Raw genomic sequence first — 16,441 nt, forward strand, 5'->3', positions numbered from 1 at the left:
GTTTCTCCAGAAGTACGTCACGCAGTTCCCACGTGCGGGCGAGATGGTCCTGTTCGATCGGAGCTGGTACAACCGGGCAATGGTCGAGCCGGTGTTCGGCTTCTGTACCGACAAGGAGCATGAGGACTTCCTCCGCGGCGTCGTTGGATTCGAAAAGGACCTCGTCCGCCAAGGAACGGTCCTCGTGAAGCTCTATTTCTCGGTGACCAAGGACGAACAGCAACGTCGGTTCGACCGTCGCCGCAACGATCCGCTCCGGCAGTGGAAGCTGAGTGAAGTCGACGTGCAGGCACAAGAACTGTGGGACGAGTTCACCGAACGCAAGTACGAGATGCTCCGGCGGAGTCACACGACCGCGACGCCGTGGACGGTGATCCGCTCGAAGGACAAGCACCAGGCGCGGCTGAACGCAATGCGGGTCATCCTCGATGCCGTTGACTACTCCGGCCGCGACCCAGAGCTGGACTACGTCCCGAACCCGGCCATCGTTGTCTCGGGTGCGCACGAGGTCGAACTGATGGAGGCCGAGCGAATTCGCGGCGGCAAGTTCCAAAACTGAACGGCGGGCCAGACGGAGAATGGCTCCGACCACCTGTCGCTCGAGCTGGGCGACAAGAATGCGAAGATGGCCTACATCGACCGTCCCCGGGTTCACGATGCGGATGCGCACATCATGGAGCCACCGAACTGGCTGCGTGATCATGCCGATCCCGATATCCGTGATCGGCTCGCCATCCCGTCGTACGCGAACGAGCTGGTGCAGACCGGCGACGGGCATGACCCGCAAGACCTCGACGAGGTGTTCGCGCGGCTCACCGAGCGGATGGGCAGCGATGAATTCCTGAACAACGAGGACGTCGACGTAATGCAGCGCAAGAACTTTGCTGCCACCGGCTCCTTCATCGCCGAGGATCGACCACGTGTTCTCGACTTCATCGGGGTGGAGAGCCAGTTGATGTTCAACACGTTCCACAACTCGCGCCTGTTCGAGTGGGAGCACCAGCCCGACCTTGACCTCGCCTACGGCGCGGCCCGCGCGCACAACCGGGGGATGACCGAGTTCTGTTCGGTCGACAACCGACTCCTCTCGACGTGTTATGTCCCGCTTGCGGACTTCGACCGCTCTGCGGCGATGGTTGCCGAGGCGATCGACATGGGGGCGGCAGCTTTGCTGATCGCGTCAGGGTGCCCGAGCGGTCACTCGCCTTCGCACCGCGGGCTCGACCCTGTGTGGCGGCAGGCAGAAGAAGCAGGCATCCCGATTGTCTTTCACGTCGGCGGCACCGGTGCGCTGATTGACCCGAGCTACTTCAACAACGGACTGCCGATCCCGCCAGACTTCCACGGCGGCGAGGAAAACTTCCGCTCGGTGGACTACATGGCCATCCCGTTCCCTCCAATGCAGACGCTGGCCACGATGATCTTCGATGGCGTGCTTGAACGGTTCCCGAACCTCCGCGTCGGTGTCGTTGAGCAGGGGTGCACGTGGTTGCCAAGCTGGCTCAAGCAGATGGAGTCGGCTATGGATGCCTTTGCTCGCCACGAAGAACGACTGCAAGCACTTTCGATCACACCGCGCGAGTACGTCGAGCGTCAGGTTCGCGTGACCCCGTATCCGACCGAAGATGTGGGCTGGGTGACCGAGCAGGTGGGTCCCGACATCTTGATGTTTAATACCGACTACCCGCACGTCGAGGGTGGTCGTCGACCCTATGAGCGCTTCGAAGCCAGCCTGGGTGACGCCACCGACGAAGTGCGCGAGCGTTTCTACGCCGACAACTTCCTCGATCTGATGGGTACCGCCGTGGCGGCGCTGGTCTGATCGTCGCCAACTGCTGACCCTGTGGGGGCTGTTGCCTAGGGTCGCGGCGTGCGCTTCGACCTTGTTCTTGACAACGCGAACATTCTCACCGTCGACCCTGCGCGGCCTAGGGCCGGCTCGCTTGGAATCATTGGCGATCGGATCGTTGCCGTTGCCGGGCGCGGCGAGTTGGCCCAGTTCGACGCGGAGCGAACGATCGACCTCGATGGCCATTTTGTTGCGCCGGGGTTCAACGACGCGCACAACCACATGCAGGCGTACGGCGCGACCCTCAACGAGGTTCCGCTTCACGGTGACGCTGTCCACTCGATTGAGGAGCTGGTCGCCGCCATTGCCGAGCGGGCCTCCTCGACCCCGCAGGGTGGGTGGATTGTCGGCGCCGGTTATGACCACAACAAGCTGGCCGAACGACGTCACCCGACCTGCCACGAACTGGATCGGGTCAGTCCCGATCATCCCGTTCTGCTCAACCACACCTCGGGTCACTTCGCCACGTTGAACAGCGCAGCGATGCGCCTCGCCAGGATCGGCGAAATCGACGTGCCCGACGGGGGAGTGGTGGCCGTCGATGACGAGGGCCGACCCAACGGCCTCCTCGAGGAGCAGGCACAACAACTCGTCCGTTCCCTTGTCCACCCCCGATCGGTCGCTGAGATGTCCACCAACCTGGGCCTCGCCAGCGATCGATACCTGTCCGAAGGAATCACAAGCTGCCAGGAGGCGGGAGTCGGCGGCATCCTCGGCACGGCCGAACCGGTCGAAGTCGCTGCGTACCAACAAGCCCGACGAGCCAATCGCTTGCGAGTGCGCGTGACCATGATGGCCTCGGTTGATGCGTTGCATAGCTGCGCACATCACGCGGATGACAACGAGCCGTTCTCACTCGATCTCGGCATGCACACCGGGTTCGGCGACGACTGGCTTCGTTATGGCGCGACGAAGATCTTCGCCGACGGTTCGCTCATGGGCTGCACGGCGGCGATGTTCGAGGATTTCGATGGCCAGCCCGGCAACAACGGCTACTTCCAGATGCCTGAATCTCGGCTGCACGAACTGATCCTCGCCGCGCATCGGTCGGGATGGCAGGTTGCCACCCACGCGATCGGCGACCGTGCAGTCTCATCAGTGCTTGACGGGTACGAGGCGGCGCTGCAGCAGTACCCCCGAGCAGACCACCGGCACCGCATCGAACATGCTGGGATGACCCGAGCTGCAGACGTCGACCGCATTGCTCGGCTCGGCGTGATCCCAGTTCCACAGGCCCGCTTCGTCTCTGAGATCGGAGACGGCATGCTCCGGGCGATCGGACCCGACCGTGTCGGGGATTGCTACCGGCAGCGATCGTTCCTCGACGCAGGTGTCACATTGCCTGGCAGCTCCGACCGGCCCGTCGTCAACGGTGCACCGTTGCTCGGCATCCACGACTTGGTGAACCAGCGCACGGCGTCGGGCGCTGACTTCAATCCGGCCGAAGCGCTCACGATCGACGAAGCAATCCACGCCTACACCGTCGGATCAGCGACAGCGTCGTTTGATGAGCACCGCAAGGGTTCGATCACGTCGGGCAAGCTGGCCGACCTGGTCGTGCTCGACACCGACCTCACCGCGATCGAACCCGATGGCATCGGGGACACCAAGGTGCTCGCCACAATGGTGGGTGGCAACTTCGAGTTCGACGGGGCGAGCCTTGCCTAATTTCGATCAGTCCCGGTCGTAGACCGGTGGTCGCGTCGCGATGAGCGACATGGGCCCCGACCTCGCCGGCGACTGAGCTGGCCTCGTACGATCGTTTCATGTCTGATGTCGTGCTGTACGAGAAGCGAGGCAAGGTCGCGCTGATCACCCTCAACCGTCCCGAGCGCCTCAACGCGTGGACCACCGATCTCGGTAGTGCCTACTGGGATCGCATTGACGAGGCGACCGCCGACCCCGACGTCCGTGTCATCGTCGTGACCGGTGCGGGGAAAGGGTTCTGCGCGGGCGCCGATATGGATCTGCTGCAGGGCATCGGAGCAGGCGCAGAGCGCAGTGCTCCGGCTCGCGATGAGCACCAGACGTACACGACCACCGTCCCCAAGCCCGTCATCGGTGCGATCAACGGCGCGTGTGCTGGCCTCGGCATGGTGCAGGCAATGATGTTCGACGTCAGGTTCGCCGCCGCTGGCGCCAAGTTCACCACGGCATTCGGCCGTCGCGGCCTCGTCGCTGAGTACGGCATCTCGTGGATGCTTCCCCGCATCGTCGGTCATGCGAATGCAATGGACCTCCTGCTGTCCGCCCGAATCGTCCTTGCCGAAGAAGCTCAGGAAATGGGTCTCGTCAACAAGGTGTTTCCTGCCGACCGTCTACTCGAGGAGACAATGGCCTACGCGAACGACATCGCCGACAACGTGGCATCGACGTCGATTCGCTCAATGAAGCAGCAGATCATGGCCGGTTGGGAGTGGGACCTGGCCACGTCCAACGCTGACACGCACGAGCGGATGCAGCACTCGCTGCGCCAGGCAGACTTCACAGAGGGTGTCCAGAGCTTCCTCGACAAGCGTCCGCCGGAGTTCTCGCCGGTCAGTTCACGCGACTGACTCTTCGGAGGCTTGGGATTCCGCCGACGGACGCAGTCCAATCGTCGCAGTGGCGATGATCAAGACGAAGGACAACCCAGCCATCTGCGGGATGGTCACGCGATCGAACGCCTCGACCCAACGTGCGCTGCACGGGTTGTCGAACTCACAGAAGTTCGACTTCTCCGGAAACCATTGGATCCACACGTGATAGGCCGACACGGCGAGCCCGAGTAGGGCGATGACCCTGACGTAGAGCAGCATCGATTGATCGCGCCGAACGGCCGCCATCACCAGCAGCACGGCGAGCGGATACATCGCGATGCGTTGGTACCAGCACAGCTTGCATGGGATGAAGTCCGCCACCTCTGAGAAGTAAAGGCTCCCGAGCGTTGCGGCCACAGCGACCGACCCGGCGATCATGAGCGCCCTCCGGCGCACCACGGCTCGGACCGACTCGTTGAAGACGGCGACGACAATGCCCACCAGGCCGGCGAACAGGGCGAGAGCGAACACAGTGGCGACCGTTGAAGCGTCCATTGCGCTCCAGCATGCCGAACAGAATGCGGCGAACCAATGACCAACGTCCCAGCACGCGCGCCGACCCGATGAAATGCCAAACTCGGGAATGAACTCCAATGGCTCCGAGATCCTTGTCGATGTGGACGGATCGGTCACCACGATCACGTTCAACCGGCCCGATGCGCTCAATGCGCTGACACCCACAATGCTCGTCGCACTCGATCAGGCTGTCGGCATCGCAATCGACGATCCGACGCAGCGACTCGTCGTGCTCACGGGAGCCGGGCGGGCCTTTAGCGCCGGTGTCGATCTCAAAGCGCTCGGGGATCGGGCGCTGACAAACGGCGTGGTCGGCGACATTCTCGACGTGCCCGCTCGAGCGCTGACCGACAAGTTGTCCAACGGGGCCATCGTCACGATCGCAAAGGTCAACGGCTTCTGCTTCACCGGTGCCCTGGAGATCGCACTGGCCTGCGACCTGATGGTCGTCGCTGACGAAGCAACGTTGGCTGATACGCATGCGAAGTTCGGGCTGCGTCCCACCTGGGGGATGAGTCAGCGGCTGCCGGCGGCAGTCGGCCTCACCCTGGCCCGAGAACTCTCGCTGACGGCTCGGAACGTCAAGGGTGTCGAGGCTGCTTCGATCGGGCTCGCGTGCCGCTCCGCTCCGGGCGATCAACTCAATGCCGAGGTCGCCGGACTTGTCGAGCAGATTCTCGGCAACAGCGACGGTTCACTCGCTGCGTACAAAGACCTGTACCGCGTCGCCGAGCAGCACGGTCTGACCGACGGACTCGCGTACGAAGCGGCAACCGACTACCCGATCACCGATACGGACAGTCGGCTGGATGGGTTCAGGTAGCGCCATGCAATACGGCATCTGTGTTGCGTCGCGGCCCGGCGACATCGACTATGTGGTCGAAGCCGAGCGGCTCGGTTTCACCCACGCCTGGTTGGCCGACAGTCAAATGATCTGGAGTGATGTGTACGCCATGCTCGCGTTGGCGGCGGATCGAACCTCGACGATCCAACTCGGCACCGGCGTTGCCGTGGCGGGAACGCGCCTCGCCCCTGTCACGGCGGCAGCGATCGGCACGATCAACCAACTGGCACCCGGTCGCACGTTTTGCGGGATCGGCACCGGCAATACCGCAATGCGGATCATGGGTCATCGGCCGCAACGGATTGCAGAATTCGACGAGTACCTGAGTGTCCTCCGCTCACTCCTGCACGGCGAGGAAGTGGAGTACACCCTCAACGGTCAGACCGCGCCGATCGCGCATTTGATGCCCGAGGACGGCTTTGTGCGCTTCGACCCAGCGCCACCGCTCTACGTCTCGGCGTTCGGTCCTCGCGCGCTCGACCTTGCCGCATTGCACGGGGACGGGCTGATCACATCGGTTCCGCCTGACCCGGCGGCCGTGCGACACATGCGTGGTGTCATCTCCGAGCGCCGCGCCGCCCACGGTCGGCCCACATCTCGATCCGACTTCCCGATGGCGACGCTCACCACCATTGCCGTGCTCGAACCGGGCGAAGCCACCGACTCGGACAGGGTCAAACAACAGGTCGGCGCATTCGCGGTCGCAGCGCTCCACTACAGCTACGAGCAAATGGCGCAGTTCGGCCGCCGTCCGCCGGCCCATCTCGCTGACATGTGGGGTGACTACGTGGCAGCCGTCGAGGAGACCCCGCTCGAGCGCCGCCACCTCCGCACGCACCTCGGTCACAACTGCTGGGTGATTCCTGAGGAGGAGCGGTTCATTACCAAGGAACTCATCGAGCGCTCGTGCCTGGTTGGCACCCCTGACGACCTGCGTCGCCGTGTAGCCGAACTCGACGAAGCCGGTCTCGATCAGATCGTGCTGCTCCCGCCACTCGATGCCAAAGAAGATGTGATCGCTGCGGTGGCTCGCGAACTCATCTCCTCGACTCCGCCAGAGCGATGAGTGTCGCTGCGAAGGGTTCGCCGCAAAAGCCCATCGCCGGTTCTCGTTGGCCCAGCGCGATTGCGTAGCGTTGGCGCAGCGACCAATCGCCCGCCTGTCTTCGAGGAGCACACATGTCCGACGCACTGATCATCGACACCTGCCGCACGCCCCGCGGCATCGGCAAACAAGGCAAGGGCTCCCTTGCTCACCTGCACCCACAGCACTTGGCGCGCACGGTGCTCGAGGCCATTCGAGACCGCAACGACCTCGACACCGCTGACGTCGACGACATCATCTGGGGCACGAGCTCCCAGGTGCAAGAGCAGAGCGGTGACCTCGGTCGGATGGCAGCGCTCGATGCCGGCTACGACATCACGGCAAGCGGCGCCACGCTCGACCGGTTCTGCGGTTCGGGCATCACGACCACGAACTACGCATCGCACGCCGTCATGGCAGGCATGGAAGACGTGGTCATCGCGGGTGGCACCGAGATGATGTCGCTGCCCAAGAAGGGCATGCTGCCGATGGGCGCAAACAACGCGCACCTCCAGGAACTGCACCCACAGTCACATCAGGGTGTCTGTGCCGATGCGATTGCCACCCTTGAAGGGATCTCGCGCGAGGCGCTTGACGCGCACGCCGCGGACTCGCAACGCAAGGCTGAAATCGCCATCAAGGAAGGTCGCTTCGACAGGGCCCTCATCCCGGTGTACAACCTCGACGGCAGCCTTGCGCTCGACCGCGAAGAGTTCCCCCGGCCGGGCACAACAGCTGAATCGTTGGCCAAGCTCTCGGCCAGCTTTCCGGCGGTGGCGGACTACCGCCACGAAGAAGGCTCGAAGACCTTCCGCGAACTCATCAACCAGAAGTTCCCGGACCTCGACATCAATCATGTCCATCACGCCGGCAACTCATCGGGCGTCGTTGACGGCGCCGCGGCGATTCTCATCACGAGCGAGGATTACGCACGAGCCCACGGCATGAAGGCCCGTGCTCGGGTCGTCGCCACAGCGAACATGGGCGATGACCCCACCTTGATGCTCAACGCTCCGGTGCCCGCTGCAAAGAAGGTGCTCGAGAAGGCGGGGATGACTGCCGACGACATCGACATCTGGGAGATCAACGAAGCCTTCGCGGTCGTGTCGGAGAAGTTTCAACGCGACCTGGACCTCGATCGCAGCAAGGTCAACGTCAATGGCGGCGCCATGGCGCTCGGGCACCCGATCGGGGCGACCGGAGCAATTCTGATCGGGACCGTGCTCGATGAACTCGAGCGTCAGGACAAGCAGTTCGGTCTGATCACCATGTGTGCCGCTGGTGGTATGGCCCCGGCCATCATCATCGAACGCGTCTGAGCATCAGAACATCGAGGTCTGTCCCGGCGGCGTCGGCAACGGCGCCAGGGCGGGCAGCTTGGCGGCGACTGCCTCGTGCAACGCTCGGGCCAGCCCCGGCGACTCGAGATTCTCCGGCTGATGGACGAATACGTAGGGCGTCCGGCCTTCATCAAGCCACGCGACGATCTGTGGCACCCAAGCCAGCAGTCCCTGCAGTGTTCCGTCGACGGTGTCCTCTCCGATGACACGGACAATCGGCGACGATCCGATCGCGTCGAGGACGACCGGGAGGTCGGGCTTCTGACGTTGCTCGTCGATGGCCGCTGTCGACCTGGCTGCAACGGCATACAGCGGCCGCGTGTCGAGTACAACGCGACCGATATTGCGTTCGAGGCACAACTTGTCGACGGCCCGATGCGCCGCTGAGAAGTCGAAGAATTCGCGGTGTCGCAACTCGACGGCCCAGGGCCAATCTTGTGGCAGCCGGCGGAGAAACGCGAGTAGTGCATCAAGGTCGGCTGGACCGAATGAGCCGGGGAGTTGTACCTGGACTGGACCGATGCGCTGACCCAGCGGCTCGATCACATTCAGAAAGCTGCGCACTTCAGCACCGACGTCGCGCAACCGCTTGTCGTGGGTCACGGTGCGCGGGAGCTTGAAGGCAAACCGGAAGTCATCCGTCGTCTGCCGCAACCACTTGTCCACGGTGGTGGCCGTCGGCTGAGCGTAGAACGTCGTGTTGCCCTCGACGGCCGTGCACCATTGGGCATACAACGCCAGTTCTGTTCCGGGTTGCGTCCCGGTCGGGTAGAAGCGACCGACCCACGGGCGATGAGCCCACATTGGACAACCGACGTGGAGCACTGGTGACGGGCTGTCAGCCATTCATGTCTTCGAGCATCCAGCAGGGGGTCGAATCGTTGGCCCACCGGTACCCGATCTCAGGTTGCACGGCTCGCTACTCGCCGCTCACCACTTGCCGGGGAGTTGGCCGATCCGGTCGAACTGCTCGCCGAGCATCACGCCCAACGTGCGCTGCTCACCCGACTCGAGGTGGATCTCCGGTCGTCCGTGCGCAAAACGGTAGTTGCAGATGACTGCGACGTCGCCCTGGCGCCAGTCGACCTTGGTGCCGAAATCGTCGTAGATCTTGATGAACTGCTCAAGCTCGTCACGGGTGAACTCGGTGTCGTCGCCAAACGTCATGTGGAGCGGGCGCTCGGCGAATGGAAGATGTTGCACGAGCGGCCACGTGTCGAACCACATGCCGTGATCGGCGAGGCTGGCGTAGAGCAGATTGCGATCGAGTTGTGCGAAGTACTCGAACGCCGGGTTGTAGAACCGCGTCTTCATGAGGCGATTCGGGCCCCACTCGACCAGGAGACCTCGCTCGATCGCCTTGGCTTCGGCGACGGCGGGGTCATCGGTGCCGAACGACTTCTGCCAGTGGTTGTAGACGCCGTACCCGATCTCTCCGACGAAGTTCTCGGCATCGGTGAGGCTGCGGTGATAGCAGACGCCGTGCGCCTTGAGTTTCTGGCCAAGCTCGGTTGCGAGAATCGCGTCGGTGGAGGCAACGCCGTCGGAGACGTAGGTCGCGCCCCGATCGGGAAGTGCGTCGGCGCAGACGAAGCTGATCAGCCGAGTGCTCTTGCTGACATAGGCCATCTCGTGGTGGTAGGGGAGACGGGCGGCGAGCGGAGCACCGATCTCGTACACGTTGGCCTCGATCCGGTCTCTCGGGTTTGCGCCGCCTTCGTAGACCATCTCGGCATCGAGGACGATCTTGGCGAACTCGCGCATCGCAGCGATGCTGGTCAGTCTCGTGTTCCGCAACACGACCAGGCCGACGGAGTCGAACGTGGCCCGCATGCGCCGGGCGAGTTCGCCATCTGGCCGCAGATCGGCATCGTTCATCTCGAAATCCGAACAGTCGACTTCGTACACCTCGGGAGCGTGGTGTGACGTGCCGGTCCAGAACCGTTGGGGAATGAGGTCGTTGAGTGGGGCCAGATCAGGACCCGTTGAGGTGTGTTCGAGAAGTGTCATTCGCAGCGCCGATCAAGAAAGCCGAGTAAACCAGTCGGGATTGTAGCCATGCGACCGGATACATCGCCAACATGATGTGGAAATACCCCCGAAACCCTTGCTGGTGGACGTGAGGGGCCGTTCAACCGGAGTTGCGGATGCCGGTGGCGATGGCGTTGATCGTGAGCTGGATACCGCGTTCGATCAACTCGTCGTGGTCGCCGTCTCGATAGCGCCGCAGGAGGTCAACCTGCATCACATGCAAGGGGTCGAGGTAGGGATAGCGGTTGCTCAGGCTGCGAGCCAGGAGCGGGTTGTCAGCAAGCGGATCTGGCGAGCCGGTGATCCGCTCATGCCACCCTCGAGTGAGGGTGTGCTCGGCTTCGATGCGCCCGAAAATGTCGCTCCGAGTTGTCGCGTCCTCGACGAGAACGTCGGCGTAGCGGCGCCCGATGTCGATATCGGTCTTGGCGAGCACCATGCCCATATTGTTGATAATGGCTGTGAAGAATGGCCAGTCGGTGTACATCTGAGCGAAGCGCTCCGCTGCAGTGTCATCCTGGGCGGCGACTGCTTCGAATGCCGAGCCCGCGCCGTACCAGGCCGGGATCATCAAGCGGCACTGTGTCCACCCGAACACCCAGGGGATGGCTCGAAGGTCTTCGATCGCGAGCGACTTCTTGCGTGAGGCAGGCCGGCTGCCCACGTTGAGCGTGGCGATCTCATTGGTCGGAGTGATCGACCGGAAGAAGTCGACGAAACGGTCATCGCCGTACACGAGTGAGCGGTACGCGGTGAACGCGGTGTCGGCAAGTTGCTGCATTGTGTCGCCGAACCCGTCCGCAGGGGCGCCAAGTTGCTCGGCGTTGAGGCACGAGGACTCGATCGTCGCGGACAAGAGTGTCTCAAGGTTGCGGCGGGCCAAGGCGGGCGTGCTGTACTTCGCCGCGACCATCTCGCCCTGCTCGGTGAGCCGGATCGACCGGTCGACTGATCCGGGAGGCTGGGCGAGGATCGCTTGGTAGGCAGGCCCACCGCCGCGGCCGACCGTGCCGCCTCGGCCGTGGAAGAGCCGCAGCCTCACCCCAGCGACGTCAGCAGCTTCAACGAGTGCCGCCTGTGCGGCGAACAGGTTCCACTGCGACGATAGGTAGCCGCCGTCCTTGTTCGAATCGGAATAGCCGATCATCACCTCCTGGCGATCGCCGCGAGATGCGACCAGCTGGCTGTACACCGGATTGCTGAGCATCGCCGTCAGCGTTGCAGCCGACTGGGCGAGGTCGCCGATCGTCTCGAAGAGCGGGACGATGTCGAGTTGGGCGGATGCCGGTCGGCCAGCACGTGCCGGCTCAAGGAGTCCGACTTCTTTGAGGAGGACCGCAACTTCGAGCACATCGCTCACGGTTTCGGCCATCGAGATCACATAGTGAGGAACAGCTCGAGGCCCAACACGCGCGACCGATCGCGCGGCTTCGTCGAGGACACCGAGTTCGCTGATCGTCTGGTCGGCATAGGTGGCGCTCGGATTGCGAAGCAGCCGTGGCGACGCCAACTCAGCGGTCAACACCTCGACTCGGTCGGCTTCGGCCAGCGTCAAGTACTCCCCGTGCACGCCGGCGTTGGCCAGCAGATCCGCGATGACACCTTCATGGACCGAGGAGTTCTGCCGCATGTCAAGACCGCACAGGTGAGCGCCGAAGATCGCAGCGGCGCGACGAGCAGGCTCGATCTGCGCATCAGCGAGGGCAGCGCCACCGTGTGTGCGCAGCGATGCATCGACGATGTCGAGATCAGCCAACAGTTCGTCGATCGACGAATAGGCGTCTTGCCGGACAGCGGGAGGAGGCCCCGGCACCTCGTCGATGTCGGGATCGATTGCATCTTCAGCGAACGCATACAACCGGGCATGCATGCCGCGCAGCGCTCGGCGGTATGGCTCGTCTGCGCGAAATCGGGAGTCGTCGCCTGATGCATCAGCCAGGGCAGTGAGCTCCATGGTGGGAGTGATCAGGCGAGCCGACATCGACAGCTCGCGGCCGAGCCGGTGCAGCGTTGCCAGGTGGTGGCCGAGCGCCACGTGGGTGTGGCGACCGATTGCGAGCCGCATCACCTCTGCGGTCACAAACGGGTTGCCGTCTCGGTCGCCGCCGATCCACGAACCCATGCTGACCGCAGCGCTGGCGTCGGCATCGATCGCACCGAAGTCGTCTTCAACGATCTGTTCCAGGTGTCGCGACAGTGCTGGAATCGTTTCGAACAGGCTTGCCGAGTAATACCGGAGCGCTTCGTTGATCTCGTCACGCACGCGCAGCTTTGAGAGACGCAGAATGGCTGTTTGCCACAACGACAAGATGTTGACGCCGAGCCGCGCATCAGCGTCGTCGATCGCAGGATCGTTGGCGTCGAGGCCGTTGCGTTCGTTCAGGACCTCGGCGATCTCGCGCAGCACGTCGAGGATCGTCTGTCGGCGAACCTCGGTGGGATGTGCGGTGATCACCGGGCTGACGGAAAGCGCATCGATCACGCCGACCACCTCGCCCGCGTCCACGCCGATCGAACGGAGCCGTTCGAATGTCGCATCGAGACTGCCCGGCTGTGCCGTCGAGCGATGGGCGCGATGGAAACGACGCCGCCGTTCGAGATGGACGTCTTCAGCAGTGTTGGCGAGCAGAGACAACCAGTCAAAGGCGCGAATCACGTCGAGTTGCTGCTCGATCGGCTGGTCACTCAAGGCCGACCGCAGTACCTCGACGGCGCTTTCGTCGTGACGGCGACCGGCGACTGCGGCCTGACGCACCGACTCGATCAGTTCGAAGGTCTCGTCACCCGATTGCTCGCGGACGATGTCTCCGAGGATGCGGCCAAGGAGCCGGATGTCATTGCTGAGCTCTTCGTACGGGGAGTCGAACACTGAGCCAGTCAAGCAGGTCGCATTGCCATTGTTGCCTGGACTCTTGAGCTCGACCGGTCAGTTCCTCGGCAGCGTCAACTCAAACGTTGCGCCGCCGAACCCGAATTCTTGGTCGCGCCCCTCGATCGTGACCGTCGTGACGCCGTCAGGGATCGCGACGCCGTCGAGCGCGCGGGTGAATGGCTGTTCGGACGCGTGGTCGTGCGTCAAGAGACGAAACCCGTACTCGGTGCCGTCGGGGCCGAGGATCCGCCACCCATCGGCGTAGCGGTCGGGGGAGTCGTATGGCGACGAGATCGTGACGGCGAAGCTCCACCCGGTACTTGACACGGCGGCTTTGGCATTGATCGCGTCGGGGAAACGCTGCTCGGCAACTGACTCCGTGGTGGACTCGCTGGTGCTGCCGCTGTTGTCTCCGTCCGAGCTGCAGGCCGCGCCACCGACGAAAGCAGCGGCTGCTGCGAGGGCAGTTGCCGAATGAGAAATCGAGGGGCGGCGCATGAGGCGACGGTAGTTGTCGGCCAGACTGATGGGTATGCGCGTCGTGTTCGCCACTGCAGAACTCTCTCCGGTGGCCACGGTCGGCGGCTTGGCAGCCGCCGCCGCAGGACTTGGCGCCGAGTTGCGTCGTGCCGGGATTGATGTGGATCTGGTGATGCCCGACTACGGCGACGTCGACCTCGTCGACGAAACCACGATCGAGCTGTCAGTCCCTGAATGGGTCGGCGCTGCGACAATCCGGGTGGGAATTCATCCCGTCGCCGGGCGCCTGCATCTCGTCGGCGTTCCCGGGATGGCGCGTCCGCACCCGTACCTCCAGGCGGATGGATCGGGCTGGGTCGACAACAGCGAACGGTTCTTTCGCTTCGCGCGGGCGGTTGCTGCATTTGTGGAGGCTGATCCGCCGGATGTCCTGCATCTCAACGATTGGCACACGGGCGCTGTCCTGGCGGCGCTCGAATCGCCGCCGCCGACGGTCGTGTCGATCCACAACCTCGCCTACCAGGGCGTGGCGGGGCCTGAGTGGCTTGAACTGATCGGCCCGCTGGCCGCGCACTTCGAGTGGTGGGGCGACACCAATCCGTTGTCCGGGGCACTCGCGCTTGCGGACCGTGTTGTCGCCGTGTCACCGAACTACGTCACTGAGATCACCACTCCTGGAGGTGGCTTCGGGCTCGACGGGCCGCTCCGGCAGCGCGGCGACGCACTGATCGGCGTCCTCAACGGCATCGACACCGACGTGTGGAACCCAGCTGACAACCCGCATCTCGTCGCCACCTTCGATATGTCATCGCTTTCCGCCCGCACGGCGAATCGAACAGCGCTGCTCGCTCGGCTCGGTCTGCCCGATGACGACACGCCACTTGTCACCATCGTCACCCGCCTCACGCACCAAAAGGGTGTCGACCTCATCACCCCACTGGTGCCGTTGCTTGAGCAGATCCCGATGCGGCTTGGCATTCTTGGTTCGGGAGACGCGGTGCTGTCGGGCGAACTCCATCGCCTCGCAGCAGCTCATCCGAACCATCTCGCCTTCGTTGACGGATATGACGAATCCCTCTCGCATCAAATGTTCGCTGGTGCCGATGCATTCCTCATGCCGAGCCGGTTTGAGCCGTGCGGGCTCACCCAGATGCAGGCCATGCGATACGGCGCCGTGCCGATCGTGACAGCGGTCGGTGGTCTCGTCGACACCGTTCCAGACGCCGATCTCGATACACGACGCGGCGTCGGGTTCGTCGCGCAACGGGTTGAGTCGACCGATTTGCTCGCCGCGATGTTCCGAGCTGCCCGACGGCTGAAGGACAAGCGGCGAACCGCTGCGCTGCAGAAACGAATGATGTCGATCGACTGGTCATGGACCGGTCCGGCGCAGACGTACGTCAAGCTCTACCGTGAGCTCGTGCGCGGAGACTCCTGACGCAGCATTCATCCAGCGTTTCCGTTGTGACACGAACCGACCAGGTACGTTGAGAGGCGATGGCTGTCGAACCAACCGTGCTCGTGATCGTCCTCGCCGGCGGCGAGGGTAAACGCCTCCAACCGCTGACCAACGATCGCGCCAAACCAGCGGTGCCGTTCGCCGGCACCTATCGGATGATCGACTTTGCATTGTCGAACTTCGCCAACGCGGGCTACCGCAAGGTGGTCGTACTCACTCAGTACAAGAGCCACAGCCTCGACCGTCACATCAGCATGACCTGGCGGTTCTCTACGTTGCTGGGCGACTATGTGACCCCAGTGCCTGCCCAGATGCGGCGTGGCCCGTACTGGTTCCAGGGGTCAGCCGACGCGATCTACCAGAACCTCAACCTGATCAACGATGAGAAGCCCGACATCGTGTGCGTCTTCGGCGCTGACCACATCTACCGCATGGACCCCCGCCAGATGGTCAAGGAGCACATGGCCAATGACGCTGGCGTCACGGTGGCGGCGATCCCGGTTCCCAAGCACGAGGCCACGGACTTTGGTGTCATCGAGTCCGACGAAGAGGGTCGGATCATCGGGTTCCATGAGAAGTCACCGACGCCGCCGACGATGCCAGGGAGCGATGACATATGTCTCGCCAGCATGGGCAACTACGTCTTCGACCGTGAGACGCTGATTGACATCGTCACGCCCAAGAAAGACCAGGACGGTGCTGATAGCGCGATGAACGACCTCGGCGGCGATGTGATCCCAGCACTCACCGCATCGGGCGACGCACGTGTCTATGATTTTTCGAGGAACGAGATTCCCGGCCAGGGCGAACGCGAGCAGGGGTATTGGCGAGACGTGGGGACGCTCGACGCCTTCTACGACGCCAACATGGACCTCATCGCGCCTGTCCCGGTGTTCAACCTCTACAACGACAAGTGGCCGGTGTTCACCGGACGCCAGGCCCTGCCGCCTGCCAAGGTGTCGCGTGGGCGGGGCGGCGAGCCTGCATTCGTTGACGGAAGCTTGTTGTGTCAAGGTTCGATCATCTCCGGGTCGCACGTCGAGGGTTCCATTATCGGCCCGGGATCTTTTGTCGATCATGACGCGCATGTCACCAACTCGATTCTCTTCCCCGGTGTGACGATCGGGCCGGGCGCCCGACTCAACCGGTGCATTGTCGACAAGAACGTCGTCATTCCGGACTTCGCACGCATCGGCTTTGACGCTGAGCAGGACGCCAAGCAATTCACGATCAGCGACAACGGCATTGTCGTCATTGCGAAGGATCAGCAGATCACCTAAGACACGCTGGTCAGGCTGTGGTGCCGGCGGCTCGATTGTCGCTGGTCTGTTTGGGTCGCCCGCAACGGTCTTCTACGAGCCCGTTCTGGACGCTCTGGGGCAGTCCA

Annotated in this window: 13 protein-coding genes and 1 pseudogene; 9 read left to right on the forward strand and 5 right to left on the reverse strand. The window is 63.4% G+C overall.

Annotated elements, in window-relative coordinates; genetic code table 11:
* The 4 genes and pseudogenes from ACH2DW_RS11325 to ACH2DW_RS11340 all read left to right on the forward strand — a co-directional run.
* A pseudogene (locus ACH2DW_RS11325) lies at nucleotides 1-559 on the forward strand (polyphosphate kinase 2); the annotation flags it as partial.
* A 66-nt stretch (nucleotides 560-625) separates the two neighbouring features.
* Complete coding sequence (locus ACH2DW_RS11330) at nucleotides 626-1,822, forward strand: amidohydrolase family protein (RefSeq protein ID WP_394929857.1); 1,197 nt, start codon at nucleotides 626-628, stop codon at nucleotides 1,820-1,822.
* A 48-nt stretch (nucleotides 1,823-1,870) separates the two neighbouring features.
* Nucleotides 1,871-3,517 carry an amidohydrolase gene (locus ACH2DW_RS11335; protein WP_394929858.1) on the forward strand — a complete coding sequence of 549 codons (1,647 nt, stop codon included), beginning with the start codon at nucleotides 1,871-1,873 and terminating at the stop codon, nucleotides 3,515-3,517.
* Between the two features lie 98 nt (nucleotides 3,518-3,615).
* On the forward strand, nucleotides 3,616-4,404 hold the full coding sequence (locus tag ACH2DW_RS11340) for an enoyl-CoA hydratase (protein ID WP_394929859.1): 789 nt from the start codon (nucleotides 3,616-3,618) through the stop codon (nucleotides 4,402-4,404).
* Here ACH2DW_RS11340 and ACH2DW_RS11345 read toward each other — a convergent pair.
* Nucleotides 4,393-4,923, reverse strand: a complete 531-nt coding sequence (locus ACH2DW_RS11345; protein ID WP_394929860.1) for a disulfide bond formation protein B — start codon at nucleotides 4,921-4,923, stop codon at nucleotides 4,393-4,395. The two genes, ACH2DW_RS11340 and ACH2DW_RS11345, sit on opposite strands and share 12 nt — an antisense overlap.
* A gap of 88 nt (nucleotides 4,924-5,011) precedes the next feature.
* Here ACH2DW_RS11345 and ACH2DW_RS11350 point away from each other — a divergent pair, with 88 nt between their 5' ends.
* The 3 genes from ACH2DW_RS11350 (at nucleotide 5,012) to ACH2DW_RS11360 (ending at nucleotide 8,191) form a co-directional block, all read left to right on the forward strand.
* The gene (locus ACH2DW_RS11350; RefSeq protein WP_394929861.1) at nucleotides 5,012-5,767 is read left to right on the forward strand and encodes an enoyl-CoA hydratase/isomerase family protein; all 756 of its coding nucleotides are present in this window, start codon (nucleotides 5,012-5,014) and stop codon (nucleotides 5,765-5,767) included.
* On the forward strand, nucleotides 5,754-6,854 hold the full coding sequence (locus ACH2DW_RS11355) for an LLM class flavin-dependent oxidoreductase (RefSeq protein WP_394929862.1): 1,101 nt from the start codon (nucleotides 5,754-5,756) through the stop codon (nucleotides 6,852-6,854). The genes ACH2DW_RS11350 and ACH2DW_RS11355 overlap by 14 nt, the downstream gene beginning before the upstream one ends.
* A gap of 113 nt (nucleotides 6,855-6,967) precedes the next feature.
* Entirely contained in the window at nucleotides 6,968-8,191 is a 1,224-nt protein-coding gene (locus ACH2DW_RS11360; RefSeq protein ID WP_394929863.1) for an acetyl-CoA C-acetyltransferase, read from the forward strand.
* A gap of 3 nt (nucleotides 8,192-8,194) precedes the next feature.
* Here ACH2DW_RS11360 and ACH2DW_RS11365 read toward each other — a convergent pair whose 3' ends face one another.
* The 4 genes from ACH2DW_RS11365 to ACH2DW_RS11380 all read right to left on the reverse strand — a co-directional run bounded on the left by ACH2DW_RS11365 (nucleotide 8,195) and on the right by ACH2DW_RS11380 (nucleotide 13,613).
* Complete coding sequence (locus ACH2DW_RS11365) at nucleotides 8,195-9,058, reverse strand: DUF72 domain-containing protein (protein ID WP_394929864.1); 864 nt, start codon at nucleotides 9,056-9,058, stop codon at nucleotides 8,195-8,197.
* 84 nt (nucleotides 9,059-9,142) lie between these two features.
* Nucleotides 9,143-10,222 carry a TauD/TfdA family dioxygenase gene (locus tag ACH2DW_RS11370; protein WP_394929865.1) on the reverse strand — a complete coding sequence of 360 codons (1,080 nt, stop codon included), beginning with the start codon at nucleotides 10,220-10,222 and terminating at the stop codon, nucleotides 9,143-9,145.
* A 121-nt stretch (nucleotides 10,223-10,343) separates the two neighbouring features.
* Nucleotides 10,344-13,112, reverse strand: coding sequence for a phosphoenolpyruvate carboxylase (gene ppc / locus ACH2DW_RS11375; RefSeq protein ID WP_394929866.1), 2,769 nt, complete (start codon nucleotides 13,110-13,112; stop codon nucleotides 10,344-10,346).
* A 57-nt stretch (nucleotides 13,113-13,169) separates the two neighbouring features.
* Nucleotides 13,170-13,613: a hypothetical protein gene (locus tag ACH2DW_RS11380; protein ID WP_394929867.1), complete on the reverse strand. Its 444-nt coding sequence runs from the start codon at nucleotides 13,611-13,613 to the stop codon at nucleotides 13,170-13,172.
* Nucleotides 13,614-13,647: 34 nt separating this feature from the next.
* Between ACH2DW_RS11380 and ACH2DW_RS11385 the strand changes: the two genes are divergently transcribed.
* Nucleotides 13,648-15,033, forward strand: coding sequence for a glycogen synthase (locus ACH2DW_RS11385; protein ID WP_394929868.1), 1,386 nt, complete (start codon nucleotides 13,648-13,650; stop codon nucleotides 15,031-15,033).
* Between the two features lie 59 nt (nucleotides 15,034-15,092).
* Complete coding sequence (glgC, locus tag ACH2DW_RS11390; protein WP_394929869.1) at nucleotides 15,093-16,334, forward strand: glucose-1-phosphate adenylyltransferase; 1,242 nt, start codon at nucleotides 15,093-15,095, stop codon at nucleotides 16,332-16,334.
* Nucleotides 16,335-16,441: the final 107 nt, after the last annotated feature.

Source organism: uncultured Ilumatobacter sp. (assembly GCF_963980585.1).
GTDB lineage: Bacteria > Actinomycetota > Acidimicrobiia > Acidimicrobiales > Ilumatobacteraceae > Ilumatobacter_A.

Excerpts from the sequence above, each read along its gene's own strand:
- ACH2DW_RS11330 (WP_394929857.1), top strand. The coding sequence starts at position 626 with ATGGCCTACATCGACCGTCCCCGGGTTCACGATGCGGATGCGCACATC.
- ACH2DW_RS11340 (WP_394929859.1), top strand. The coding sequence starts at position 3,616 with ATGTCTGATGTCGTGCTGTACGAGAAGCGAGGCAAGGTCGCGCTGATC.
- ACH2DW_RS11345 (WP_394929860.1), bottom strand. The coding sequence starts at position 4,923 with ATGGACGCTTCAACGGTCGCCACTGTGTTCGCTCTCGCCCTGTTCGCC.
- ACH2DW_RS11350 (WP_394929861.1), top strand. The coding sequence starts at position 5,012 with ATGAACTCCAATGGCTCCGAGATCCTTGTCGATGTGGACGGATCGGTC.
- ACH2DW_RS11355 (WP_394929862.1), top strand. The coding sequence starts at position 5,754 with ATGGGTTCAGGTAGCGCCATGCAATACGGCATCTGTGTTGCGTCGCGG.
- ACH2DW_RS11360 (WP_394929863.1), top strand. The coding sequence starts at position 6,968 with ATGTCCGACGCACTGATCATCGACACCTGCCGCACGCCCCGCGGCATC.
- ACH2DW_RS11365 (WP_394929864.1), bottom strand. The coding sequence starts at position 9,058 with ATGGCTGACAGCCCGTCACCAGTGCTCCACGTCGGTTGTCCAATGTGG.
- ACH2DW_RS11370 (WP_394929865.1), bottom strand. The coding sequence starts at position 10,222 with ATGACACTTCTCGAACACACCTCAACGGGTCCTGATCTGGCCCCACTC.
- ACH2DW_RS11380 (WP_394929867.1), bottom strand. The coding sequence starts at position 13,613 with ATGCGCCGCCCCTCGATTTCTCATTCGGCAACTGCCCTCGCAGCAGCC.
- ACH2DW_RS11385 (WP_394929868.1), top strand. The coding sequence starts at position 13,648 with ATGCGCGTCGTGTTCGCCACTGCAGAACTCTCTCCGGTGGCCACGGTC.
- glgC (WP_394929869.1), top strand. The coding sequence starts at position 15,093 with ATGGCTGTCGAACCAACCGTGCTCGTGATCGTCCTCGCCGGCGGCGAG.